Origin of the sequence: Paraburkholderia nodosa DSM 21604 (genome assembly GCF_000519185.1) — a bacterium.
GTDB lineage: Bacteria > Pseudomonadota > Gammaproteobacteria > Burkholderiales > Burkholderiaceae > Paraburkholderia > Paraburkholderia nodosa.
The window spans coordinates 22,008-47,096 of record NZ_JAFA01000017.1; the positions used below are offsets into that span (position 1 = coordinate 22,008).

The following is a 25,089-nucleotide window of genomic DNA, read 5'->3' on the forward strand; positions in this document are numbered from 1 at the left end:
GAGAAGATGAAAGAGAAATATCTGCTTCTGTGCTTGTTTTCTGTGTTCTTTTGCTTGAGTGCGAAGGGTGCTGACGATACTTCGCGTGAAGTCAAGTGGAAGTATATCGGGCGAAGTTTTGGTGGTGATGATGTGTTTTTTGATGAGAATAACGTGTCGCGAAACAATGAAGATAACGCCATCAAGGCAGTAATTTTGGTAAACAAACAAAACTGCTCAGAAAATGATCTTGGGGCGACATCCGATACCTCCGAAGAACATAGAACAAACTGTGTCAATTATTTCAAATATGCCTCATCTATTGAGGGCGTTGCTTTTTGGTGCGGCGACAGCCTGCACAGCAACGAGGTGGAAACTCTATTTGGCTTTCGCTTCGACCATTTTGACGGAAAGGGAAAACCGATTGCCAAATTTTCAGGTGAACCGGTCGTGTCTCTGATAGAACCAGACCGGCCATCGCGGCGCGCTAGAGACTGGTTGTGCAAAGCCATTCGTTAGGAAACTGTCTCGGACCAGTTGTACCTAAATGACGCACGACCATGTTGCGCGTATCGTTGAACTCAATTGAAGGACGCAATGAAAAACCCAGTACGCAAAGACGACAAGACCACGCACGCCGGCGTGGTCAAGACCGCGAGCGCATCATTCAAGATCGGTGGTCACAGGGTAGCCCTGCTTGGCGACATCGTGACCTGTCCCGAGCATGGCGACAATCCGATTGTCGAGCACGGCGAAGGTTACAAGGAAGGTGGCCGAAAATGGGTTGTCGATAGGTGCCGTACGCAATGCGGAAGTCTGGTGATCGCAAGTGATTCAGGGATGAAGAACAGCACATGAGCATGAAATGGATCGAGCCGAACGTGCCAGAATTTGAGCATGGCAAGCCGCCGCCAGCATGGATCCACATAGTTATCCTCGTCCTCGCTTTTGTTACCTGTTTCGTCTACACGGTATTGAACTGGAAACAGGGAAGGTCGATTGTTAGCGCGGAGTTTTTTGTGCGTATCCTGCTCGTTCCAGTACTGCTGGGAGGCGCGGTGAGCAACTTCCTATATCTGTCCCACGAGGACTGGGTGGAGCGTGTCGATATCTGGAACAACTTGTGCAAACGGACCTATTCTAGCTGGCGACGGTGGGCGCAGGCCCGCGTGGCGATCATCGGCAGCGTTACGCTGACGCCGGAAGATGATCTGGCCGCGCGCATGCTCGGGCTTGAGGGCAGTTCCCCAACGAACAAGGGCAAGACTCTGGCGCTTGCGACAGAGGCGAAGGGGCAGTCGATGTCGCGCACTCAGCGGGTATTGGAGCAACTGGTTACGCCGTTCGCGCCATACATGATCAGCGGGGCATGCCGCCATACGTTCAGCATTATCGTACAGTCAGACCGCGACGATGACCTCAATGATCTGCGGTCCCTTCTGCGCAGACTCGTGCCGATCGATTTCGGATTTGTGGAGATTTCGCGCGTAGCGGACCCGGTTGATATGGGGGTGATCGAGAGGTGGCTTTCCAGCAGCAATGCTCCGGAATATTGCCTGGTGGTCGCCTGGCAGCTTCATGCGGCGGAAACTGAACCGACCTGCTCTGAAGCCGCTGTATCGCTGCTGTTTGCGTCCCGCGCGACCGTTGCGAACAGCAAGGGAAAGCTCAAACCTGAGGCCTGGGTGTTCCGCCCGGCAGCCGCTGCTATGGACAAGGTATTTGATGTCCTGAAAGCGCTGTTGGCGGCGCAGCAGTCGCCGTTGGAACGCATCAAGCATTTATGGCTCACGCGTTTGCCCGGACCGGGCAAGCACGCAACGCTGACGGCTATCAAGGACGTAAAACTCGACGTTGCGGCCCACGATCTGGACGCTGCCATTGGCTTGCCGGGACCAGTCAATACCCTTCTCGTGCAAGCGCTTGCCGCCCGCATGGTGCAGCATGGTCAGGGTACGCAACTGCTGGCAACGCCCCGCCAAGCGGGAGCGATGCTGAATCTCGTAGGGACAGCCATCGCACCGGTTGAAGATATCGAGGAGCGGTTGCCTACACCGTTTGGCATCAGTTTTGTCTTGATGACAACCTGTATCGCCATACTTGTCATTCTGGTATTCAAGGACGCGGGCGCGTCTGTCGGCTGGTTCATGGGCGTGCTTGGGGGTTTCATCGTGCTCCTGATCGTGCACGCCATTTTTTCTATTGTGAGACGCAATCAGGTAGCAAACGATTTTTATAACGGTTTGCCGTGGTAAGCAAAGCGCGCTGAATTATGGAGACTTGCACATAAGAGCGCGCCGCTGGATCGTTGCGGTGGCGGCGTATCTGGACCTGAGAAGCTCACTGCCCCCCCTTCTCATCGCTCTCGCCCACCACCGCCGCGCCCGCCTTGTCGTCCCACTGCCACCCGCCGCCCAGATTCCTGATCAACGCCACGCTACTCTGCATCAGCAGCGACTGCGTATCCTTCAGGCTCTGCTGGGCCTGCAGCAACGTGAGTTGCTGCGTGAGCAAGCTTTGTTCGCTGGCAGTGCCCGCACTGAGCTGCGCCTGCGTGCTGGCGAACAAGGCCTGATTGCGCTGATAAATATTCGCGTAGGCGGCTTCCTGCTGTGCGAGATGGTTCCACGACGAGAGGCTATCCTCGACGTTCTGGAACGCACCCAGCACCGCCTGCCGATAGTTGGCCGCCGCTTCGTCGTAGGTCGCGCGCGCTTCGTGCACGGCTGCCGTGCGCGCGCCGCCGTCGAAGATCGTCGCGGCGATATCCGGCCCGAGCGTCCATACGCGGCTTGGCAGCGAGAACAGATGCGCGAAGGTGTTGTGCTCGAAACCGCCCTGAATGCTCAGGTCCAGAATCGGGAAGAACGCCGCTTCGGCCGCGCCGATCTTCGCATTGGCCGCCGCCGCCGAGCGTTCGGCCTGCACGACGTCGGGCCGTCGTTCCAGCAGTTGTGACGGCAACGCGAGCGGCACGGCCGGCGCGTTGAATGCGTAGTCCTCGCGGGGGACCAGCGTGAAACCCGAAGGCGGCACGCCGATCAACACAGCGATGGCATGCTCGTCCTGCTCGCGCGAAGTCTCGGTGCTCTGCAATGCAGCCACTGCGAACTCGAGCGTATCTTGCGCCGTCAGCACGTCATCGTTCGACGCGGTGCCCTGCGCATAGGCGGTGCGCGTGATGTCGAGCAGACGCGCATCGATGGCTTGCTGCTGCTTGAGCGAAGCGATGTCGAAGTCGGCCTGGCGCAGCGCGAAGTAGTCGTCGGCGAGGCTCGCGGTGATCGACAGGCGCTCGCCCGCAAGCTGCGCGTCGGAAGCTTGCGCGCTTGCCTTGCTCGATTCGATCTCGCGGCGTATCTGCCCCCAGATGTCGGGCTCCCAACTGGCCGCGGCGTTCACGCTAACGCTGTTGTGTACGCCGGGCACGGTGCCCGTGGTCGAACTCACGCCACCCGTCGCGGCATTCTTGCCCGTGCCGCTTCGCGTGGCCGACATTCCCGCCGTGACGACAGGAAAGAGGCTGGCGACGCTGGCATCCACCGTGGCCTGCGCGAGCCGGTAGGCTGCTTCGGCTGCGACGATCGACTGATTGGCCTTGAGCGAGCGCTCAACCAGCTGCGTGAGCGTGGGATCGTCGTAGACGGTCCACCAGCTGCTCGACAGCGCCGCCTGCGGGTTGGCCTGCGCACGCTGCCAGTCCACGCCTTCCTTGAACGTGGCAGGAATCTCCACCGTAGGCTTGCTGTAGTTGGGGCCGATCGCACAACCCGCGAGCGCGGCGAGCGCGGCGAGCGCGGCGAGCGCGAGCGCCGCCGCACAGCGCCGCAGCGGTGGCATGGCGAAAACGGATGACGTATTCATGGTCATGCTTCCTTCTTGCGGCGACGCAAGCGTTGATAGGCGCGGTCGAGCCACAGATAGATGACGGGTGTCGTATAGAGCGTGAGCATCTGGCTGAACAGCAGCCCGCCGATGATCGAAATGCCGAGCGGCTTGCGGAATTCCGAGCCGTAGCCCGAGCCGAACACGAGCGGCAGCGCGCCGAGTATCGCGGCGCTCGTCGTCATCATGATCGGGCGAAAGCGAATGAGCGCCGCGCGCTTGATGGCTTCTTCGGCGGCGAGCTTGCGTTCGCGCTCTTCGGTAATGGCGAAGTCGATCATCATGATCGCGTTCTTCTTCACGATGCCGATCAGCAAAATCACGCCCACGAGCGCGATGATCGAAAGCTGCGTGTGCGTGGCGAGCAGCGCGATCAGCGCGCCCACGCCAGCGGAGGGCAGTGTCGAAAGAATCGTGAGCGGATGCATGAGGTTTTCGTAGAGCATGCCGAGCACGATGTACACGGAAAGCAGCGCCGCCACGATCAGCAGCGGTTCGCTCGCCACGGCCAGCTGGAACACCTGTGCCGTGCCCGCAAAGTTGCCGGTGATGCTCGCGGGCATGCGCAGCTGCGCGACGGCGTCGTCGACTTCGCGCGTGGCTTCGCCGATCGAGGCGCCGGGTGCGAGGTTGAACGAGGCCGTGACGGCAGGGAAGGTGCCCTGGTGATTGATCGAGATGGCCGTGCGGTCGATGGTGAAGTGCGCCACGGTGGCGAGCGGCACGAGCGCCTGGCCGTTCGAGAGCACGGCGGTCGACGGCGTGTTCGTCGTGCTGCCGGGACCGGCCACGGCGGCGGCCGAAGCGGCTGCCGCGGTCGCCGCCGCTTCGCTTGCCGAAGTCGCGACGCTCGCGCCCGTTGGGCTGCCGTTGCCGCTCGAGCCGCCCTGGCCCGAACTCGTCGCGCCCGCGGCCACGTAAATGCCCTTGAGCGCGGCGGGATTGGTCCAGTACTCGGGTGCGAGTTCCATGACGACGTGGTACTGATTGGCCGACCGGTAGATGGTCGAGACTTGCCGCTGCCCGAACGCGTCGTAAAGCGCGTTGTCGATCGAACTGAAGTTCACGCCAAGGCGCGCCGCCGCGTCGCGGTTCACGTCCACGGTGGCCTGCATGCTGTTGTCCTGCTGGTCCGTGTTGACGTCTTCGAGTATCGGCATCTTGTGCATCTGCGCGACCACCTTCGGGACCCACTTGTCGAGGTCGGCCTGGTCGTCGGCGGTCAGCGTGTACTGGTACTGCGCCGCGCTCTGGCGTCCGCCCACCGTGATGTCCTGCGCCGATTGCAGGTAGAGCCGCGCGCCCGGAATGTCGCCGAGCGTGCGGCGGATCTGCGCGATGACCTGGTCGGCGCCCACATGGCGCACGCCGAGCGGCTTGAGCGTGATAAACAGTATCGCCGTGTTGATCGCGTTCGTGCCGCCGATGAACCCGCCCACGGCCTGAACGTCAGGATTCGAAAGCACCTGCTTCGAAATGGCTTGGAACTTCTGCTGCATCAGCCGGTACGAAATGCTCTGCGAGGCCTGGATCGAGCCGATGAGCCGCCCCGTATCCTCCTGCGGAAAGAAGCCCTTGGGCACGACCACGTAGAGCATCACATTGAGCGCGAGCACGAGGATCGTGACGATGCCCATCAAGAGCGGATGGCGGATCACCCAGCCGAGCGTGCGGGCGTAGAAGCGGTGAAAGCGCGAATCGGGGTACTCCTCTTCATTGTGCCCCGCGTGTTCTCCGCGCAGCGCCACGCTGGCAAGCATCGGCGTGACCGTGAGCGAGATCAGCATCGACATGATGATCGCCACGGAAAGCGAAACCGAGAACTCGCGAAACAGCCGCCCGACGATGCCGCCCATGAGCAGCAGCGGAATGAACACGGCAACCAGCGAGACGCTGATCGTGAGCACCGTGAAGCCCACTTCGCGCGCGCCTTGCAACGCGGCCTGCACGGGCGGCTCGCCGCGTTCCAGATGCCGCATGATGTTTTCGACCACGACGATGGCGTCGTCCACCACGAAGCCGGTGGAGATCGTGAGCGCCATCAGCGAGAGGTTGTTCAGGCTGAAGCCGAGGAAATACATCACGCCGAAGGTGCCCAGCAGCGAGAGCGGCACGACGATCGCGGGCACGAGCGTCGTGCGCCAACTGCGGAAGAACGCGAACGTCACCGCGGTCACGAGCAGGATGGAGATCATCAGCGTGACTTCGACGTCGAACAGCGAGGCGCGGATCGTCGTCGTGCGGTCCATCAGGATGTTCAGCTTGATGGTCGGCAGAATCGAGGCTTCGAGAAAGGGCAGCTCGGCCTTGACGTTGTCCACCGTGTCGATAACGTTCGCGCCCGGCTCCTTGTAGACGATCAGGAGTACGGCCGGTTTGCCGTCTGAGAGCCCATAGTTCTCCAGGTTCTCCACGTCCTGGCGCACGTAGCCGAGATCGGAAATGTGCACCACGTCGTTACCCACGCGCTTGACGATGATCGGCGCGTAGTCGGCGGGGTTGTACAGCATGTCGTTCGCGCCGATCGTATACGAGACGCCCGCGAGGGCGGCGGAACCCTTCGGCAAGTCCGCGTTCGCATTGGCGATCGCCGTGCGGATCTGTTCGAGGCTCACGCCATAGTGGCTCACGCGGTCGGGGTTCAGTTCGACGCGCACGGCGGGCAGCGCGCCGCCGCCCACGGTCACGTCGCCCACGCCCGGCGTTTGCAGCAGCTTTTGCTGGAGCACTGTGGAGGCGGCGTCGTAGAGCTGCCCACGCGTGGCCGAGTCGGAGGTGAGGCTGATGATGAGAATGGGCGCGTCGGCGGGATTGACCTTGCGATAGGTCGGGTTGCCGTCGAGGTTCGCGGGCAGGTTGGTGCGCGCCGCGTTGATGGCCGCCTGGACGTCGCGCGCCGCACCGTCGATATTGCGGTTCAGGTCGAACTGCATCGTGATGCGCGTGGCGCCGAGCGAACTGACCGAGGTCATCTGCGTGATGCCCGCGATCTGGCCGAACTGGCGCTCGAGCGGCGTGGCCACCGAAGTCGCCACGGTGTTCGGATCGGCGCCCGGCAAATGCGCGGTCACGTTGATGGTCGGAAAGTCGATCTCGGGCAGCGGCGCGACCGGCAGCAGCTTGAACGCGAGCATGCCGAAGAGCGCGATGCCCACCGCGATCAGCGTGGTCGCGATGGGGCGGCGGATGAACGGTTCGGAGAGGTTCATTGCCGCTTACTCCGCCGCCGTATCTGACGCCGCATCGGGTGCATTGCCCGCGCGCTTGCTGAAGAAGTCCTCCACGCGGTGCAGCGCGAGATACATCACGGGCGTTGAAAAGAGCGTGAGCAGCTGGCTCACGATCAGGCCGCCGATGATCGCGATGCCGAGCGGATGCCGCAGTTCCGAGCCCATGCCGGTGCCGAACGCGAGCGGCACCGCGCCGAACAGCGACGCCATGGTGGTCATGAGAATCGGCCGGAAGCGCAGCTCGGCGGCGCGCTGGATCGCCTCGAGCGCCGGGAGCCCTTCGTTGCGCTCCAGTTCCAACGCGAAGTCGATCATCATGATCGCGTTCTTCATGACGATGCCGATCAGGAGCACGATGCCGATCAGCCCGATGATGTCGAACTGCGTGCCGGTGAGCACGAGCGCCGCGAGCGCACCGAGCGCGGCGGAGGGCAGCGTGGAAAGAATCGTGACCGGGTGGATGAAGCTCTCGTACAGAATGCCGAGCATCAAATACACGACGATGATCGCGGCCGCCACGAGAAATGCCTCGTTCGCAAGCGACGCCTGGAACGTGGCCGCCGAGCCTTCGAGCGTGGCCTGCACGGTTTGCGGCAGGCCGATGCGCTGCTCGACGTCCTTCAAATGCGCGAGCGCCGTGCCGAGCGTATAGCCGGGCGCGAGGTTGAACGACACATCGGCGTAGGGAAACTGGCCCTGGCGGTTGATCGTGACGGGCGCGGGCACGAGCTTCATGGTCGCCATGGAGGCAAGCGGCGCGACGCCGCCCGATGACGTATCGACGTAGAGGCCGTCGAGCAGATGCGCGACCGAGTTCGAGGCGGTGTCCGCCGCGAGCACGACGTGATACTGGTTCAGTTGCGTATAGATCGTGGAGACCTGGCGCTGGCCGTAGGCGTCATATAAAACGTCGTCGATCGCCTGCGGCGTGACGCCCAGCCGCGAGGCGCTTGCACGATCGAACGTGAGCTGGATCTGGTTGCCCTGCTGCATCGCCTGGCTTTGCACGTCGGCGAACGCGGGGTCCGCGCGCAGCGCGGCGATCAGCTTGCCGGTCCAGACGTCGAGCACGGCGGGGTCGGTCGCCTGCAGGCCCACGCGGTAGCTCGTGGTGGAGATCGTGTCGTCGAGCGTGAGGTCCTGCACCGGGTGCATGAACAGGCGCATGCCGGCGTCGCTGGCGGTGGAGTCCGCGAGGCGGCGAATCACGGCGGCGCTGCTGTCGCGATCGCCCTTGTCCTTCAGGTTGATGAGTATGGTCCCCTGGTTGAGCGTGGGGCTCGTCTGGTTGATGCCGATGAACGACGAGAGGCTCGCGACCGCCGGATCCTTGAGAATCTGCGCGACCAGTTGTTCCTGCTTCTGCACCATGTACGGAAACGAGATGCCCGGCGCGGCCTGCGAGATGCCTTCGATGAGGCCCGTATCCTGCTCGGGGAAAAAGCCTTTGGGCATCAGGAACAGGATCGCGAAGGTCAGCGCCGCCGTCGCCGCCACGGAAAGCAGCGTGAGCCCGCGATGCTCCAGCACCCAGCCCAGCGCCTTCACGTAACGCGCGTTGATCTTGTCGAAGAAGTCGGCGCGCTGCGTTTTTGCGTGCTCCGCATCGTGCGCCTTGAACATGCGCGAGCACATCATCGGCGTGAGCGTGAGCGACACGAACGCCGAGATCACGATGGCAATGGCGAGCGTGAGCGCGAACTCGCGAAAGAGCCGCCCGACCACGTCGCCCATGAAGAGCAGTGGAATCATCACGGCGATCAACGATACGGAGAGCGAAACGATGGTAAAGCCGATCTGCTTCGCGCCCTTGAGCGCCGCTTCGCGCGGCTGATCGCCCATTTCCAGGTAGCGCGTGATGTTCTCGATCATCACGATCGCGTCGTCCACCACGAAGCCGGTCGCCACGGTGAGCGACATGAGTGTGAGGTTGTTCAGCGAGAAGCCGAGCCCGTAGGCCACCGCGAGCGTGCCGATGAGCGAGAGCGGCACCGTGACCGCCGGAATGACCGTGGCCGCGAGCTTGCGCAGGAAGATGAAGATCACCATCACCACGAGCGCCACGGCCACGCCGAGTTCGTACTCGACGTCGCGCACCGAGGCGCGAATGGTTTGCGTGCGGTCGGTGAGCACGGCCACCTTGAGTGTGCCCGGCAGGCTCGCGCGCAGTTGCGGCAAGACCTTCTGCACGCGGTCCACCACGTCGATCACGTTCGCGCCCGGCTGGCGCTGGATGTTGAGCACGATCGAGGGCTTGTCGTTGGTCCACGCGGCCTGGCGCACGTCTTCCGCGCCGTTCACGGGGTGCGCCACCTGCGAGAGGCGGATGGGCGCACCGTTCTTATAGGCAATCACGAGATCCGTGTAAGCATCGGCGCTCTGCAGCTGATCGTTCGCGCCGATCGAGTACGACTGGTAGCGGCCGTCCAGGTTACCCTTCGCCTGGTTCACGTTGGCGTCGGCGAGCGCGGTGCGCACGTCGTCGAGCGACATGCCGAGCGAATTGAGCGCACCCGTGTTCGTCTCCACGCGGACCGCGGGGCGCTGGCCGCCGCTGATCGTGACGAGCCCCACGCCCGAGATCTGCGAGATCTTCTGGGCGAGGCGCGTGTCGGCAAGGTCCTCGATCTTCGTGAGCGGCAGCGTGTCGCTCGTGAGCGAGAGCGTGAGCACCGGCGCGTCGGCCGGGTTCACCTTGCTGTAGACCGGCGGATAGGGCAGGTTGGCGGGCAGGTAGCTCGCCGAGGCGTTGATGGCGGCCTGCACTTCCTGCTCGGCGACGTCGAGCGAGAGCGAAAGATCGAATTCGAGCGTGATGACGGAAACGCCGTTTGAACTCGTGGAGTTCATCGACTTCAGGCCCGCCATTTCGCCTAGCTGCACTTCGAGCGGCGCGGTAATGGAGGAGCTCACCACGTCGGGAGCGGCGCCGGGGTACTGCGTATAGACCTGAATGGTCGGGTAGTCGACTTCGGGCAGCGCGGAAACGGGCAGCAGGTGATAGCCGAGCAGACCGGCGAGCAGCACCGCCACCATGAGGAGCGAAGTGGCGATCGGCCGCTCGATGAACGGGCGCGAGATGTTCATGGGTGCGCCCTGTCAATGCATAGCCGACGAGGCGGCCGATGCGGGTGAGGCGGCTGAAACCACACGCACGAGCGTGCCGTTGTCGAGCTTGTCCGCGCCGTCGGTGACCACGCGCTCGCCGGGCTTCACGCCGCCCCCGAGGATGGCGGTGTCGTCGCTGGTCACGGGGCCCGCCTTCACGTTGCGCAGCACGGCCTTGTTGCCCGCGCCCACCACGAACACGAAGTCGCCGTTCGTGCCGTGCTGGATCGCCGCCGTGGGGATCACGGGGTTCTGGTCGAGCGTGTCGGCCTGCATGCGCGCGTTCACGAACTGGTTCGGAAAGAGCGCGTCGCCCGCATGCTCGAACTGCGCGCGCACCTTGACCGTGCCCGTGGTCGTGTCGACCTGGTTGTCGAGCGCGAGCAGCGTGCCGGTGGCGAGCAGCTTGCGCTTGTCGCGGTCCCAGGCGAACACCTTCACGGGGCCGCGCGCCATCGCCGCGTGAATCTGGCCGAGGTAATCTTCAGGCACCGCGAAAATCACCGTGGCGGGGTCGAGCTGGGTGATGACGGCCATGCCGGTGGTGCTCGTGGTCGTCACGTAGTTGCCCGGATCGACGAGGCGCAGGCCGATCACGCCATCCACGGGCGAGGTGATCGTGCAGTAGTCCACCTGGACCTGGAGGTTCTTGACGTTGCCGGTGTCGGCTGTGACCGTGCCTTCGTCCTGCTTGACGGTGGCCGCCTGCGTATCGAGCGTTTGCTGCGTGATCGAGCCGACCTTGATGAGCGTCTGGTAGCGCTGCAGGTTCAGACGGTCGTTGGCGAGCGTCGCCTGGTCGTGCACGAGCGTGCCCTGGGCCTGCTGAAGCTGCGCTTCGAGCTGGCGCGAGTCGATGTGCGCGATCACCTGACCTTTCTTCACGCGCTGGCCTTCCTGAAAATTGACCGAATCGAGAATGCCGTTGACCTGGGTGATCAGCGTGACCGTGCGGATGGCCGTGACGGTGCCGAGCGCATCGATATAAACCGGCACGTCGGCAAGCTTCACGGCAACCGCCGAAACAGGAATGCCGCGCGGCGCGGCCGCCGTGGTGGCGGCAGGACGCCGGCCATAAAAGAACCACGCTGCGAAAGCGATGAGCAGCACCGCGACGGCCAGCGCTGCCCAGCTGATGTGTTTTCTTTTCATAACGCCTCGTTCAGGAACCCGTGTGCGCGCTGCCGTCGCCAGGCGGGTTTGAATCAGCCGATCTGAACCACGCGGTGAGGCGCAAAACGCGCATAGTGCTCTGCAAGGGCTATGCCAACGAGGGCCGGACGATGCGCTATGGGTTTGCGGCGGACCCGCTTGCGCCGCCGCGGGGAAGTTGTCGTGAAAGCCAACAGGCGGTGTCGTGAATCAGGACAAAAAGGGGCGGCAACTTACGAGCGTGGCTGGCGCGTAGCTGGCACGCGGGCCCGTTCTGGCCTGGCATGGCTTTCGCATCGCATAATGCCCCGACCCTCGTCACGACCCAAAACCGGAAACTGGACCGATATGCTCCGATCCCTGCGCGGCCGGCTGATCCTGCTGCTCGTTCTGCTAGTGGGCGCGGCGCTGTCCACCGGCATCCTGATGATTGGGCTCTTTCACCAGTCGGCGGCCGCGCAACTCGGCCAGGCCGCCGCCGAGAACAGCCGTGCCTGCGATGCGATTGCGGCCTCGTACCGCGCTTTCAGCGCGGCGCACCCGGAAAAGCTCGCGGCGCTCGACGCCACGGAAGGCGACGCGTTGCGCGAGCGCCTGAGCGACCTGCTGGCGGTCTCGCTGCGCACGCGGCCCGGCGTGCAGGGCGGCGTCTGGAGCCGCGACGCGGGCTCGCTCGCCTATGCCTATCCGACTTACGTGGGCGCGGTGCAGCGCACGGACCCGCCTGCCGGCGAACTGCCGCGCATCCGCACGCTCAACGAGGCGGCGCTCGCGGGCGACCGCGCGACGAGCATGCGCATCAGCGGCCAGACGCAAACGCTGCTGCTGTCGGCTTGCCCGCTACCGGGGCCGATCCCGCACCTGACCGCCTGGACCATGAGCTGGACGCTCACGTTCGCGGGCCGCAGCTATCACCAGCTGATGGCGGGCCTCGGCGTGCTGCTCGTGACCGTGCTCGCGGCGGCCGCGCTGCTCACGCATCTCACGGTCACGTGGTCGCGCCATGTCTCGCAGATCGAAAGCGCCCTCAATGCCTACGATGTCGCCGAACTGCCGGTGCTGCCCGCCACGCGCGAGCGCGAGCTCGACCGCATCGTGCTCGCGCTGAACGAGGCGGCGCGCAGGCTTGCCGCTGCGCGCCAGCGTGCCGATACGCTCGCGCGCCAGATGGCGAGCGCCGAGCGCATGGCCGCGATCGGCCGCGTGGCGGCGGGGGTGGCGCACGAGATCCGCAATCCCATCGCGGCCATGCGGCTGAAGGCGGAGAGCGCCGTGGCGGCGGGCCCCGAGCGCCAGCCCCAGGCGCTGCAGGTGATCCTCGGGCAGATCGAGCGCCTCGATGCGCTCGTGCGGCGCCTGCTCAGCATCACCGAGCACGACGAACCCAAGCGCGAGCAGGTCGCGGTCGGGCCGTTCCTCGACGCCCGCCTCGCCCAGCACGTGGAGGTGGCGTCGGCGAAGCAGGTTACGATGACACGCACGGGCGACTTGCGAGAGGCCCGCTTCGATCCCGACCAGATGCAGCGCGCGCTCGACAACCTGATCCTCAACGCGATTCACGCGGCGCCGCCTGAGAGCCGCATCGAAGTGAGCGCGCGCCATGCGCCGGAAGGCGCGGTGTTCGCCGTGTACGACGAGGGCGCCGGGCCGCCCGCCGCGATCCTCGACCATCTGTTCGAGCCGTTCGTGACCGGCCGCCCGGACGGCACGGGCCTCGGCCTCTCGATCGTGCGCGAAGTGGCGGAGGCGCACGGCGGCGTGGCGCGCTTCACCCGCAACGCTCGCGCAACGACCTTTGAAATGGTGCTGCCATGGCCCACATCCTGATCGTCGACGACGACGAGACCATGCGCGACGCGCTCGCCGAAGTCGTACGCGACCTCGGCCACAGCGTCTGCCTCGCCGCGAACGGCACGCTGGCGCTCGAGATGGTCGAGCGCGAGAGCGTGAGCGCGATGTTCCTCGACCTGCGCATGCCCGGTATCGACGGGCTCGAGGTGCTGCGCCGCCTGCGCGAGCGGCCTGCGGCGCCCGCTGTCGCGGTGCTGACCGCGCACGCCACGGCGTCCAACACGATCGAGGCGATGCGGCTCGGCGCCTTCGATCACCTCACCAAGCCGATCGGCCGCGACGATCTCGCGCAAGTGCTGGAGCGCATGCTGGCCAGCATCGTCGAGCCGCAGCCGCCCGCGGCGAGCGTGGAGCCCGAGACGCTGATCGGCTCGAGCGAGGCGATGCGCACGGTGCAGAAAACCATCGGCGTGCTGGCCGACAGCGACGCCACCGTGCTCATTACCGGCGAAACGGGCACGGGCAAGGAAGTGGTGGCGCGCGCGATCCACGAGCACGGGTTGCACAATCGCGGGCCGTTCGTGGCCGTGAACTGCGCGGCGATTCCGCCCGACCTGCTGGAGAGCGAACTGTTCGGCCACGTGCGCGGCGCGTTCACGGGCGCGAGCGCGGACCGCGATGGCGCGTTTCGCCAGGCCGGGCACGGCACGCTCTTTCTCGACGAAATCGGCGACATGGGCATGGCGATGCAGGCGAAGATCCTGCGTGCGCTGCAAGAGCGCGTGGTGACGCCCGTGGGCGGCCGGCCTGTGCCCGTGGAGGTGCGCGTGATCGCTGCCACGCACCGCGACCTCATGCGCGGCGTGCGCGAGGGCAGCTTTCGCGAGGACCTTTACTACCGGCTGCATGTCGTGCCGATCCACCTGCCGCCGCTCTCGGCGCGCATTTCCGACATCGTGCCGCTCGCCGAGCATTTTCTCGCCCGCGCGGGCACGCGCAAGCGCCTTTCCGCCGACGCTGCGGCGCATTTGATCCGTCATGGCTGGCCCGGCAACGTGCGCGAGTTGAAGAACGCCATGGAGCGCGTCGCGGTGATGGTGCGCGGCGAGTACGTGCACGCCACTGACCTCGCGTTTCTCGAAGGCGAGCGCTCGGGCGCCGCCCCCGTGATCGACTGGCCCGACGAAGACCTGCCTTCCGCACTCGCGCGTCTGGAGGAAATGCTGATACGGCGTGCGCTCAGGCACAGCAACAACAACCGGACCGACGCGGCACGCCGGCTGAACGTGAATCGCCAGTTGCTCTACGCGAAGCTCAAGCGCTATGGCATCGAGGTGGCCGATGACAAGAACATCGAGGGCGGCGAAGGCGAGTAGGGGGATGCCACGCGAAACGGCGCCTTCCAGGCGCCGCTCCGCACAAGTTATCGGGATTCCGAAAGAGTTGCCGATGCCGCATAGCCGAGTTGCGTCGCCGCTTTTTCCGCGAGCGCGAGGAGCGCGTTGTCGGTCGTTGGCGTAGGCGGGACGACGTAGAGATCGGCGATATCGGTCACCGGGTCGCTGAACGGCGTTGGCGCACTGCGTTGGGCGTGCAGAAAATCGCGTATCGGCGCAGGGTCCGCGAGGCCCAGGAAGCGGCTGATGCTTGCTATCGTCGTGTCCGGATCCTCGATCAGATTGCGATAGCCGATCGTCAATGTCTGCTCCTCCGGGATTTCAGCGAAGAAGTCGATGATTTCGGTCACATACTGACCCCATACGCGCACGCCGTCGTTGACGGACCCGATCCAGTGCTTGCGCACCAGCGAATTGGCGACCCAGCCAGGATCGCGATGAAGATGGATGAAGCGAGCGTGGGGCAGCAACTCGTGGATGAGCCTCAGGCAAGACCCGGAGCGTGGCAAGCGCTCGATGGCGCCAATGCGGCCGGAAAGAATCGTCGGATCGGCGTAAGGCGGATGCTTGTCGCCCCAGATCGGCGCCGACATGTCGAGGTCTTCACGATAGAAGCGCTCGACCCAGGCGCCGAGCGTGCGGCGGCTATAAGCGTTGAAGCGGTCGCGGCAGGCCGCGCCGAGCAGATCGGGGCGCTGGCTGCCCACATCGAGCATATCCTTGACCAGCGCGAAAACGCGGCATTCGTTGGTCAGCTGGATGTGCGGGTGCGCACTGAGAACCGAGCAAAGAAACGTTGTTCCCGAGCGGGGTGCGCCGACAATGAATAGCGGAAAAGAATGCATTCTGCCCTCTCCCCTGTTGCGTCCTGCGCCGTTGCTTCGTTTGCACCGATGTTACCTGCCGACGCTGGCGCGAAACTGACGCCGCGATGGCCAGGGTGACAAAGCGCTTGCGACGGTTACGGCTCCAACGCGGTTACTGGAGCATATGCACGCCGCGGTTTCATCAGCATGAGCGCGCCGGCGGAGGCCAGCGCCGGCAGCGCGAGCATGGCGAAGATGGCGTTGAAATTCCACCCGAGCCCGAGCAGCGCCGCGCCGACGAATGAACCGGCCATGCCGCCCACGCGACCGATGCCCTGCATCCACGCCACGCCCGTAGTGCGGGCTTCGGTTGGGTAGATCATGGAGGCGTAGGTGGACATCGAGGTCGCCGCGCTCGTGACGAGCGAGCCGCACAGAAAGAGCGCAACGCCGAGCAACATGGGATGCTCCACGCTCGCCCCCGTTACGGCGACGAGCAGCGCCGCGAGCAGGTAGTCGACGACGATCGTCCTGTTGGCGCCGAAGCGGTCCATCAGACGGCCGGCAATGAGGTTGCCGATCAGGCCGCCAAGCGGAAACACGGAAGCCATCAACGCGCCGTGCTCCACGCTGAAACCGGCCTTGCGCAGCAGTGTGGGCATCCAGTTCGTCATGAAGTAGTAGACCAGGAGGCTCATGAACATCGTGAGCCACAGCAGCAACGTGCGGCGCCGATAGTCGTGCGCCAGCAGCAGCGCGAGTGCCGGTTTGCCTCGCGCTTTGTCCTGCGTTTCCGAAGGCGCGGTGCGGGCGACGAAGGTGCATCCCGTGAAGTCCATGGCCGGTGCAACGCGGCGCAGAATGCGTGCGACACGGCGTTCGTTGCCGGGCCGCAGCGCGAGAAATTGTGCGGATTCCGGCTGGAATACGAACAGGACGAGGGCCAGCGCGAGTGGCCCGACGCCGCCCGCCATCAGCACGCTGCGCCAGCCGAAATGCGGAATGAGCCATGCCGAGGCCGCGCCGCCCGCCATGAGGCCGCACGAGAATCCGCAGTACATGGCGTTGACGGAGAGGGCGCGCAAACGCTGCGGCGCGTATTCGGACATCATGGTGATGGTTGTGGGCATCGCAGCGCCGAGGCCGAGTCCGGTGATAAAGCGCAGTGCGGTGAGCGAAGCGATCGACTGGGCTTGCGCGGCGATGAGCGTGCAGATGCCAAAGGCCGCGACCGACGCAACGAGCACGCACTTGCGACCGAAGCGGTCTGCCACCGGCCCGGCCAGAATCGCGCCGAGGCCGAGTCCCGCGAGCGCGGCACTCATTACGGCGCCCAGCTCGCCGCGCGCGACGCCCCATTCCTGGACGAGCGACGGCGCAATGAAACCGATGGCGGCGGTATCGTATCCGTCCGCCATGACGATCAGGAATCCAAAAAGGAGAACGAGCCAGTGCAATGGAGCGAAGCGCTCGGCATCGATGAACGATTGAACGTCGATGGGGTGGGGTATGCGATTCATCGCCGCCTGTCTCCTGAATGATTGTCGAAAAACCCGGGCGCTTCAGCCCGCGAGATAGCCGCCGTCTACCGGCAAGATGACGCCCGTGACGTAGCTGGACATCGACGAGGCGAGAAACAGGACTGCGCCGACGAGCTCCTCCGGCTTGCCAACCCGCTTCATGGGAATGCGGCTCATGAAGCGTTCGAGCCTGGCTGGATCGTCGCGCGTGAAGACGGTCATAGGCGTTTCAATCACGCCCGGCGCGATGGCGTTCACGCGTATGCCGTCGCTCGCGAGATCCACGGCGAGCGACTGGGTCAGCATCTTCACGGCGCCTTTGGATGGCGAATAGCCGAGCGTGTTGGGCTGACCCGAAAACGACGCGATCGACGCGATGTTGACAATTGTGCCGCGCGTCTTGCGCAGCGCTGGCAGGCAGGCGTGGCACACGTTGAACGTGCCTTCGTGATTGACCTTCATGACACGCTGGAGGTTGGCGAGGGCGTTCTCGCTGTCGATGCCTTCGCGAATGAGGATGCCCGCGTTGTTCACGAGCACGTCGATTGCGCCGAGCCTGGCCGCAATGTCTTCGGTCACGCCGCGGCATTGGGCGGCGTCGGTCACGTCGAGTTGGCAGGCGTAGGCTGCGTGTCCGTTGGCTTCGATGATCGCCGCGGTCTCGCGGGCGTTGGCTTCGTTCATGTCGGAGACGACGACGGACGCGCCCGCTTCGGCGAGTCCGATGGCAATGGCGCGGCCGTTGCCCTGGCCCGCGCCGGTGATCAAAGCAATTTTTCCGGTGAGGATTGGGTTCGAATTAATTTGCATGACTGAATAATAAAATAATTGAAACGGCGGAGTATTCGTCTAAAGAAGGCGTTTAGTGTGCCGCGAGCGAGACTTGCTCGAGCCTGGCGTCCGGTCCGGAGTGATCCTGACGTGCGCGGTCGGCAATATGGTTGGCCGCGATGAAGCCGAACGTGAGGCCAGGCCCCAGCGTGATGCCCGCGCCGGTGTATTCGCCGCCCATGATGCTGGCCGCGTCGTTGCCGGCGGCGTACAGGCCGGTGATGGGTGAGCCATCGCGCGAAACGGCCTGGGCATGTTCGTTCGTGCGCAGGCCCATGAAGGAGCCGAGGTCGCCCGGGACGAGCTTGATTGCGTAAAACGGGCCGTCGGCGAGCGGTTCGACACACGGGTTGGGCGCGTGCAGCGCATCGCCCTGGTAGCGGTTGTAGGCCTTGCTGCCCCGGCCGAATTCGAGGTCGCGGCCAAGTCGCGCCCCCTCGTTGTACTGCCGCACAGTGAGGCCGAGCGTGGCCGCATCCACGCCGATTGCCTTCGCGAGCGCTTCGAGCGTTTTACCGCGCTTGAGATAACCGTTGCGCAGATGCGGGCCGAGCGGCATCGGGAAGGGCTTGACGAAGCCGAGCCCGTAGCGCCGGATGGCCGCGTGGTCGGCAACGAGCCAGCACGCCGTTTCCGTCTTGCCCTTCGACGCGTCGATCATTGCCTGAACGAGGTCGTGGTACGAGTTCGCCTCGTTCGCAAAGCGCCGTCCGTCGAGGTTCACCGCGATCACGCCCGGTTTCGCCCTGTCGATGAAGTGCGGCATGATGCCCGTCGAGCCATCCTTACGCGGCACGAGCGACATGGGCGTCCATGCGGCGGCGTTCGAGAGGTTTCTGTCGAACACGGCGCCTACCGCTTCTGCCATGCGGATACCGTCGCCAACGTTGGTCTGCGGGGTAGGCGAGTAGTGCCCGTGTCCCGCCTGCACGTGCGGATAGGTCGACTTGCGACGTTCGAGGTCGTGCGGGAAGCCGCCGGTGGCGAGCACGACGGCGTGCCGCGCCTTGACTTCGATTCGTTCTCCTGCGCGTTCGAGCACAGCGCCTGCGACGCGTCCGCCCTCGCACAGCAGCTGCGTGGCCGGGCACGACAGCCACACAGGAATGTCGAGGTCGGCGGCGGATCTGGCGAGCCGCGCGGCGAGCGCATTGCCGTTGGTGAGCGTCATGCCCCGGCCGAACTTCATCACTTCACGGAAGTGCTTCGTGAGCCGCTTCGTCACATACCAGGCCGATTCGAGTGAGCGCGTAACCCGCATGAAGTGGACGATGTCCTTGCCCGAGCCGATCGTGACGCCAAAAACCGTCAATTCCGGCAGCACCGGGCCCAGGGTCTTGAGCAGCGGCCCAAGCTCACGCGCGTCGTAAGGGCGCGTGACCATCGAGCGACCGCCTTGCGCCGCGCCGGGCGCTTCGGCGTGGTAGTCCGGAAACGTGAGCGGCATGTCGAACTGCACCGCGGTGTTCGAGGTGAAAAATTCCACCGCCTTCGGGCCGTTCGCGAGAAAGGCGCGCACGCGTGCTTCGTCGAAGCCGCGCCCGGCCTGGTTGCGGATATAGGTGAGCGCCTGATCCGGCAGTTCATGGTGGCCCCACGCCTGCGCGAGATACGTGTTGGGAATCCAGAGCCAGCCTCCCGAGCGCGCGGTCGTGCCGCCGTAGTACGCGGCTTTTTCGGCCACGATCACCTTCAACCCGCGGCTCGCGGCGGTAATGGCTGCCGACATGCCGCCCACGCCCGTGCCAATCACGAGCACATCGCATTCTGCTTGCGTCAAAGACATCGACCTCTCCGTTCTGGTGCGGGCGGCGTCGGGCAACGTCGCCTCCGTAGCCGCTAGATTAAATCTAGCTCGCTAGAGAATATCTTATAGTTAACCCTATGCAACTGAATTAGATAATGCCTAGTGCTATACTGAGTCGACCTTTGAATAACGGGGACGGACGTGGAAAGCACCGAAGGCCAGGCGGCGCCCGAGCGCGAGCGCCGCGGCATACAGTCGATCGAAGTGGGAGGGGAGATCCTCAAGGTGCTGGCCGATGAGGCGCGGCCCCTGGCGCTGCGCGATCTCGTGAAGGCGGCAGGCATGCCGTCGGGCAAGATTCATCCGTACCTGGTGAGCTTCGGCAAGATCGGGCTGGTCGCGCAGGACCCAGCCACGGGGCACTATCTGCTCGGGCCCATGGCGATCCAGCTGGGGCTCGCGAGCCTCCAGACGCAAAACCCTATCCGCGAGGCCACGCCCTTTGCGGAGACGTTGTCGGAACAGACCTCGCATGCGGTGGCGATCGCCGTGTGGGGCAATCTGGGCCCGGTGATCGTGCGCCTGATCGATGCGTCCTACCCCATCCACACGAACATCCGCACGGGCACGGTCATGTCGCTCGCGAACACGGCGACCGGCAGGGTCTTTTCGGCGTTTCTGCCGCGCAGGTTCACTGAGACGCTGCTGCTCGACGACCGCATCCGGCTGGGCCCCGACATTGCGCATCCGCTAGAAGCGTCGGTGGTCGAGGCGATGATCGAGGAGGCGCGCGAGCGGCATATGGCGCGCAGCATCAATCATCCGACACCGGGCATCGTGGCGTTCTCCGCGCCGGTCTTCGACTACTCGAAAAACATTGCGCTGACCCTCACCATCATGGGACCGACCGGCACGCTCGACACCGACTGGGACGGCACCGTTGCCACCGCGCTGCGCGATTGCGTGCAGGCGATTTCACGGCGGCTGGGCTACCGGGCAGCGTGAAAGCTAGCGCAGATTCGCCTGGAAAAACGCGAGCACGCTTGCATCGAACTGCTTATGAAACGCGACCCGGTCGAAACCGTGCTCATCCACGCAGATCTCCGGCACTCTCTTTTTCATCGGAGCGGGGCAGGGCGCGAGAAAGGCGAAATGCGCCGAATCGGGCACGAAGTGATAGTCGGGTATGCGAGGCAGCGTTTTGGCAAGCGCGGGCGCGTTGTGGGGCAATACGCCGTCGCCGCCATACTGCGAAGCCCACACCTGCATGGGCGCCGTCACGTTCTTCAGGTCGCTGGCGGCGGGGAATTCGTTGAGCGGATCGGCGAGCACGAATGCCTTGATGCGCGGGTCGACTGGCAGCGGCTGCGGGGGCGCCTCGCCACGCGCGATCTCGTCGCAGACCGGCGGCCTCGGGTCCGGGCACGGCACTTCGGCGTGCTTGAAGTCCGGCACGCCGCCCGCTAACACCAGACCCGTATAGCCGCCGCGCGAAAAGCCAAAGAAACCGATGCGTTGCGGGTCGATGTTCACGGCGTCGGGCGCGGCGCCCAGCATGTAATCGATCAGGCGTTTGATATCGGTCGGCCGCTCGACGAACACGGACAGATCGCCCGAGCGGCTCGGATCGGCGAACGAATCGCCGGGATGGTTGATTGCGACCACAACGAAACCCGCATCGGCGAGCACTTCGGCAAGGTCATGGTGGCCCAGAAACGAGCCCGTATGGCCGTGCGAAATGACAATGAGCGGAAGTTTGTTGCCAACCGTCGGACAGTCGCGCCGCCCGTGCAGGATGTATGGGCCGAACGGCACGTCTTCCGCGGGCTCGGCGCATGGCGTCCACACCATGGCTTTCAATGCCGGGCCGTTGGCGTCGGCGGGAATGTCGAGGCGCTTGAAGCCTGCCGCGTGTGCGACCGCGGTGAATAGGCACAGGAGCACGGTCAATATCGAAGCAGCGGCGTGCGGAAGTGTTTTGCGGGTTGTTGTCATGGCGCTTCCGGGTGGGAGTGAACTCAGTGCGCGGGCGTTCGGACCTTGCCGTCCACGAGCAAGTTGCGTTTGTCTTGCCTGACGTCGTATTCGACCGATTGCTCGCGCGTCACGGCGCCGTACGACAGGTCGTTCACGTAGACCTTGCCGTCCCTTAGTTCGACCGAATCGCCCTGTACCTGCGCGGACGCGTGTTCGCCCTGCAGCACGGCGCCAGCGCAATCCCGCGTGGTGAAGGTATGGACAGACGAGCTGGGCTTCGGCGGCTTGCCGTTCTGGTCGGGAAGAAAGAACTGCGGATACGAGGAGCCGGCGTGCGCGGCACTTTCCGCACTGCAAGGTGAGTCGTCCTGACTTCCTGCTGCGTGCGCGACTGCGCAACTGATCGCCCAGCCGAAAACCACTGCAATCGTCGGTACAAACCGGTTTTTCATGACAGTTGCGCCTCGATCGCGGCCTTGTCGATGACCGACCAGACCTGCGCAATCTTCCCGTCGCGCCAGGCGTAGAAGACATTTTCCGAAAACGCGATTCGCCGGCCGTCGACAGGTAGGCCGAGAAAGACTTGTCGGGGCGTGCAATCGAAACGTAAGCGGCTGGCAACGAGCGGCGGCTCGGCGGCCAGCAGTTCGATTTCGAAGCGCAAGTCGGGAATGTCGCGAACGTCCTGCTCCAGCATGGCGCGATATCCCGCGAGGCCAAGCGGGCGGCCGTTGTGGATCGCGTCCTGAGCGACGAATTCCCCGAGCGAAGCCCAATCGCGCCGGTTCAGGCAGTCGATGTAGCGCCGGTAAAGAGTGCCGAGATCGTGTGCGTCCAATACGGCCTCCTGATCGGATGACGAAGCACACGCGATGGTAGACGAAAGCGGCATGAGGGGCCTCGAACGCGCCGTATGGGCATGCGGACTGTGCGCGCCTGGACCGTCGCGCCCTGGCACCCTCCTTGCGCATGCAGGATGCGACGAGATCGGGAGGGCATGCGCAATGAAAGACTTATCGGCACTCGCAGTGGTGCGAAGAGAGAACGCGTGCACGCTCGACGCCCGCATTCTGCTCGACGAGATGAGCGCCACGCTGGCGCTCTACCGTGGGGACAGCGTGCAGCCGCAGTTCTACCTGGGCGACCTGGGTTCGGCGCGCAGCGCCTTTGTCATGGCGCGCACCATGGATGGCCTCGCGATCGGCTGCGGCGCGCTGTGCCGCTTCTCGTTCGAGGTGGCCGAATTCCGCTGCCTCTACCGGCGGCCCGAATGGCCGGGGACCGGCACGGCGATTCTTCGTTTTCTCGAGACGGTGGCGGCCGGGGCGGGCTATCGCAGCGTGATTCTTCAGGCGCGCGAAGCCAACCGGCGCGCGATCGCGTTCTATCAACGGCACGGTTACGGGCGGACCGAGCCGTTCGCGGATTGCGCCGGGCTGAGCGACGTGCGGTGCTTTGCGAAGGCGCTGTCGCTCCTGGCGGACGAATGACGCGCTCGTGCCGCCCGCGCGACGAGCGGCACAGAGGTTGCGCAAATGTGGGGTTCGGGCGCGGGCAGCGGCCCACGCACCGCCGCAACGATCGACGACGAGGGAAGCCTGCCGATGCCGGAGGAAGCACTGTGGTTTTTTCTGATCGGCGTGCTGCTGATGTTCGTGGCGCTCGCGCGGGGTCCGATCGCGCGCCTGCCGCTTACGGGCGCGATGATCTATCTGGCCGTGGGCGTGATCGTCGGGCCGGGTGTGTTCGGCCTCGTGCACGCCGACCTCGCGCAGAACGTGCGCACGCTCACCGTGGTGGCGGAAGCCGGGCTCGTGATTTCGCTGTTTTCCGTCGGCATGCACCTGCGCGTGCGGCTGCGCGACCGGCTCTGGTGCTTGCCGCTGCGCCTGGGCGTGCTGGCCATGGCGCTCAGCGTCGGGCTGATGTACGCGTTTGGCGTGGCGTTGGGCGCGGCCACCGGCGTTGCCTTGTTTCTTGCCGCGGCGCTCGCGCCGACCGACCCGGTGCTCGCCAACGAGCTGCGCGTCCATGAGGCCGGCGACGCCGAGCCAGTGCGATTCGCGCTTTCGGGCGAAGGCGGCCTCAACGACGGCGCGGCGATGCCGTTCGCGCTGCTCGGTCTCGCGCTGTGCGGCGTGCACGGCACCGGCACGCAGAACGCGGCAGCATTCGCCGCGTGGGTGGCATGGGGAATCGTGGGTGCGCTCCTCGTGGGCGCCGTGCTCGCCACGCTGTGCGTGCGGGTCGTGTTCCATTTGCGTACGCGTTACGGCGAAGCCGTGGGGCTCGACGGCTTTATCGCGATCGGCCTGATGTCCGTGACCTACGGCGTGGCGCTGCTGTTGCACGCATACGCGTTCGTGGCCGTATTCGCCGCGGGCGTGGCGCTGCGCCACGAGGAACTGCGCGCAACGGGCGAGCGCCGCCCGGCAGAAGCGCTCGAAAGCGTGCAGCTTGGCGAGCGTACCGAAGTCGCGAAAGATCCACAGCGCGCGCACGCCTGGCTTGCCGAAGGCATGACGGGATTCACGCTGGAAATCGAGCGGCTGGCCGAGTTCTCGGTACTGCTGATCATCGGCTGTGTGATTTCCGCGCATTGGCGCGAGATGCTCGACCTGCGCGCGGTGCTGTGCGCACTGGTGCTGGTGTTCGTTGCGCGGCCATTGGCCGTGTTCGCGGCAATGGCGGGCTCGCACGCGGACGCGCCGCAGCGCGCCCTGATGGCATGGATGGGCATACGCGGCGTGGGCGCGTTCTATTACGCGGTGTGGGGGATCGACCAGGCCGGCGACGTGCTGCGGCCCGTGCTGCCTGCGGCACTCGATGCGATCGTGCTGTCCGTCGTGCTGCACGGCGCGACGGCGGGCTATGTACTCGAGCGCTATTACCGGCGCCAGGAAGCGCTCGCGGCAGCGGAGCGCCGCGTGCGCGCGAGGGAAGCATTCGACTAGCCGGCGGGTGACGCGGCAGGCATCGACGTAGACCTGAGCCGTGCCGCATCCAGCGTCACGGCAGGTCGCCACGTGCGAGACCGTTTCCTCGCCCGTGCAGCCCTGGGCGAGCCCGCGCATGGCGAGGTCGCGGTCGGTCACCATGCCCACGATCTGGTCGCCGTCGCATACCGGCGGCGCACCGATGTCATGGTCGCGCATGAGTTCGGCGGCGTGCCGGATCGTCGTGTCAGGCGCGATATGGACGACCTCGCGTGACATCACTTCGCGAACCGGGTCGTCCGGTTGCGGCGGCGGCAGTGGCGGGCGTTGCGGGTCGTCCAGCGGATCGGGCGGCGGCAAGTGAAACGACGTCGTGAAGGCGGTGCGCTCGCGAAAAGCCGGCTCGGGCACAGCCGGTGCGCATACGCCGGGAGACACTTTCAAAGGAGCCGGCAATGCTTTACTACGCGATCGTTTTCTTCGTGATAGCCATCATCGCGGCTGTCTTCGGGTTCGGCGGGATTGCGGTGGGTGCTGCGAGCATCGCCAAGATTCTGTTCTTCATCTTCGTGATTCTCTTTCTGGCGAGCTTGTTGTTTGGCATCACGAGGCGGTAATCATTCTCCGGCGTCGGTCAAGGCGCACCGCTTCATCTGGGCATGAACGATGCGCGCGCCGGGGAAGGAATGAGATGGATCGAGAGGGGCAGGTTGGTTGGCAGGAAATTCAG

At 64.8% G+C, this 25,089-nt stretch carries 20 protein-coding genes and 1 pseudogene; 9 read left to right on the forward strand and 12 right to left on the reverse strand.

What is annotated here, in order from left to right:
* The first annotated feature begins 6 nt into the window (after positions 1-6).
* The 3 genes from A3CW_RS52475 to A3CW_RS0123820 all read left to right on the forward strand — a co-directional run bounded on the left by A3CW_RS52475 (position 7) and on the right by A3CW_RS0123820 (position 2,234).
* Complete coding sequence (locus tag A3CW_RS52475; protein WP_154678014.1) at positions 7-498, forward strand: hypothetical protein; 492 nt, start codon at positions 7-9, stop codon at positions 496-498.
* 78 nt (positions 499-576) lie between these two features.
* The gene (locus A3CW_RS0123815) at positions 577-837 is read left to right on the forward strand and encodes a PAAR domain-containing protein (protein ID WP_028205804.1); all 261 of its coding nucleotides are present in this window, start codon (positions 577-579) and stop codon (positions 835-837) included.
* Positions 838-839: 2 nt separating this feature from the next.
* Positions 840-2,234, forward strand: a complete 1,395-nt coding sequence (locus tag A3CW_RS0123820; protein ID WP_154678015.1) for a hypothetical protein — start codon at positions 840-842, stop codon at positions 2,232-2,234.
* Between the two features lie 85 nt (positions 2,235-2,319).
* Here the strand turns inward: A3CW_RS0123820 and A3CW_RS47390 are convergent, their stop codons facing one another.
* From A3CW_RS47390 to A3CW_RS47395, 4 genes are read right to left on the reverse strand one after another with little or no spacing between them, the layout of a single operon-like run.
* The gene (locus tag A3CW_RS47390; RefSeq protein ID WP_245623725.1) at positions 2,320-3,843 is read right to left on the reverse strand and encodes an efflux transporter outer membrane subunit; all 1,524 of its coding nucleotides are present in this window, start codon (positions 3,841-3,843) and stop codon (positions 2,320-2,322) included.
* Positions 3,844-3,845: 2 nt separating this feature from the next.
* Complete coding sequence (locus A3CW_RS0123830) at positions 3,846-7,073, reverse strand: efflux RND transporter permease subunit (RefSeq protein WP_028205806.1); 3,228 nt, start codon at positions 7,071-7,073, stop codon at positions 3,846-3,848.
* A 6-nt stretch (positions 7,074-7,079) separates the two neighbouring features.
* Positions 7,080-10,181 (reverse strand): efflux RND transporter permease subunit, encoded by a 3,102-nt coding sequence (locus A3CW_RS0123835; RefSeq protein ID WP_028205807.1) that lies wholly within the window; start codon positions 10,179-10,181, stop codon positions 7,080-7,082.
* Between the two features lie 12 nt (positions 10,182-10,193).
* Positions 10,194-11,354 (reverse strand): efflux RND transporter periplasmic adaptor subunit, encoded by a 1,161-nt coding sequence (locus tag A3CW_RS47395; protein WP_051481671.1) that lies wholly within the window; start codon positions 11,352-11,354, stop codon positions 10,194-10,196.
* Positions 11,355-11,702: 348 nt separating this feature from the next.
* Here A3CW_RS47395 and A3CW_RS0123845 point away from each other — a divergent pair, with 348 nt between their 5' ends.
* Both A3CW_RS0123845 and A3CW_RS0123850 read left to right on the forward strand, forming a co-directional pair.
* Positions 11,703-13,181: a sensor histidine kinase gene (locus tag A3CW_RS0123845; RefSeq protein WP_028205808.1), complete on the forward strand. Its 1,479-nt coding sequence runs from the start codon at positions 11,703-11,705 to the stop codon at positions 13,179-13,181.
* Positions 13,166-14,521, forward strand: coding sequence for a sigma-54-dependent transcriptional regulator (locus A3CW_RS0123850; RefSeq protein WP_028205809.1), 1,356 nt, complete (start codon positions 13,166-13,168; stop codon positions 14,519-14,521). The genes A3CW_RS0123845 and A3CW_RS0123850 overlap by 16 nt, the downstream gene beginning before the upstream one ends.
* 47 nt (positions 14,522-14,568) lie before the next feature.
* On the opposite strand, the gene A3CW_RS0123855 is transcribed toward A3CW_RS0123850, so the two are convergent.
* From A3CW_RS0123855 to A3CW_RS47400, 4 genes are all read right to left on the reverse strand, one after another.
* Complete coding sequence (locus A3CW_RS0123855; protein ID WP_028205810.1) at positions 14,569-15,387, reverse strand: sulfotransferase family protein; 819 nt, start codon at positions 15,385-15,387, stop codon at positions 14,569-14,571.
* Between the two features lie 116 nt (positions 15,388-15,503).
* Positions 15,504-16,868 (reverse strand): MFS transporter, encoded by a 1,365-nt coding sequence (locus A3CW_RS0123860; protein WP_028205811.1) that lies wholly within the window; start codon positions 16,866-16,868, stop codon positions 15,504-15,506.
* 42 nt (positions 16,869-16,910) lie between these two features.
* Entirely contained in the window at positions 16,911-17,678 is a 768-nt protein-coding gene (locus A3CW_RS0123865) for an SDR family NAD(P)-dependent oxidoreductase (RefSeq protein WP_154678016.1), read from the reverse strand.
* A 52-nt stretch (positions 17,679-17,730) separates the two neighbouring features.
* Positions 17,731-19,485, reverse strand: a complete 1,755-nt coding sequence (locus tag A3CW_RS47400) for an FAD-dependent oxidoreductase (protein ID WP_051481672.1) — start codon at positions 19,483-19,485, stop codon at positions 17,731-17,733.
* Between the two features lie 162 nt (positions 19,486-19,647).
* Here A3CW_RS47400 and A3CW_RS0123875 point away from each other — a divergent pair, with 162 nt between their 5' ends.
* A complete protein-coding gene (locus A3CW_RS0123875; protein ID WP_028205813.1) occupies positions 19,648-20,451 on the forward strand; it encodes an IclR family transcriptional regulator in 804 nt (267 codons plus the stop codon).
* A gap of 3 nt (positions 20,452-20,454) precedes the next feature.
* On the opposite strand, the gene A3CW_RS0123880 is transcribed toward A3CW_RS0123875, so the two are convergent.
* The 3 genes from A3CW_RS0123880 to A3CW_RS0123890 are packed head-to-tail and all read right to left on the reverse strand — an operon-like array spanning position 20,455 to position 22,261.
* Positions 20,455-21,441 carry an alpha/beta hydrolase family protein gene (locus A3CW_RS0123880; RefSeq protein WP_051481674.1) on the reverse strand — a complete coding sequence of 329 codons (987 nt, stop codon included), beginning with the start codon at positions 21,439-21,441 and terminating at the stop codon, positions 20,455-20,457.
* 23 nt (positions 21,442-21,464) lie between these two features.
* Positions 21,465-21,875 carry a hypothetical protein gene (locus tag A3CW_RS0123885; RefSeq protein WP_028205815.1) on the reverse strand — a complete coding sequence of 137 codons (411 nt, stop codon included), beginning with the start codon at positions 21,873-21,875 and terminating at the stop codon, positions 21,465-21,467.
* Positions 21,872-22,261: an ester cyclase gene (locus A3CW_RS0123890; protein WP_028205816.1), complete on the reverse strand. Its 390-nt coding sequence runs from the start codon at positions 22,259-22,261 to the stop codon at positions 21,872-21,874. The genes A3CW_RS0123885 and A3CW_RS0123890 overlap by 4 nt, the downstream gene beginning before the upstream one ends.
* 166 nt (positions 22,262-22,427) lie before the next feature.
* Between A3CW_RS0123890 and A3CW_RS0123895 the strand changes: the two genes are divergently transcribed.
* Together A3CW_RS0123895 and A3CW_RS0123900 are read left to right on the forward strand one after the other, a co-directional pair.
* Positions 22,428-22,913, forward strand: a complete 486-nt coding sequence (locus A3CW_RS0123895) for a GNAT family N-acetyltransferase (RefSeq protein WP_028205817.1) — start codon at positions 22,428-22,430, stop codon at positions 22,911-22,913.
* 45 nt (positions 22,914-22,958) lie between these two features.
* Complete coding sequence (locus A3CW_RS0123900; RefSeq protein ID WP_322787965.1) at positions 22,959-24,377, forward strand: cation:proton antiporter domain-containing protein; 1,419 nt, start codon at positions 22,959-22,961, stop codon at positions 24,375-24,377.
* A gap of 180 nt (positions 24,378-24,557) precedes the next feature.
* Here A3CW_RS0123900 and A3CW_RS53925 read toward each other — a convergent pair.
* Positions 24,558-24,638 (reverse strand): annotated as a pseudogene (locus A3CW_RS53925) (CBS domain-containing protein); the annotation flags it as partial.
* Between the two features lie 176 nt (positions 24,639-24,814).
* On the opposite strand from A3CW_RS53925, the gene A3CW_RS51165 reads away from it, so the two are divergent.
* Complete coding sequence (locus A3CW_RS51165; RefSeq protein WP_028205820.1) at positions 24,815-24,976, forward strand: DUF1328 domain-containing protein; 162 nt, start codon at positions 24,815-24,817, stop codon at positions 24,974-24,976.
* Positions 24,977-25,089: the final 113 nt, after the last annotated feature.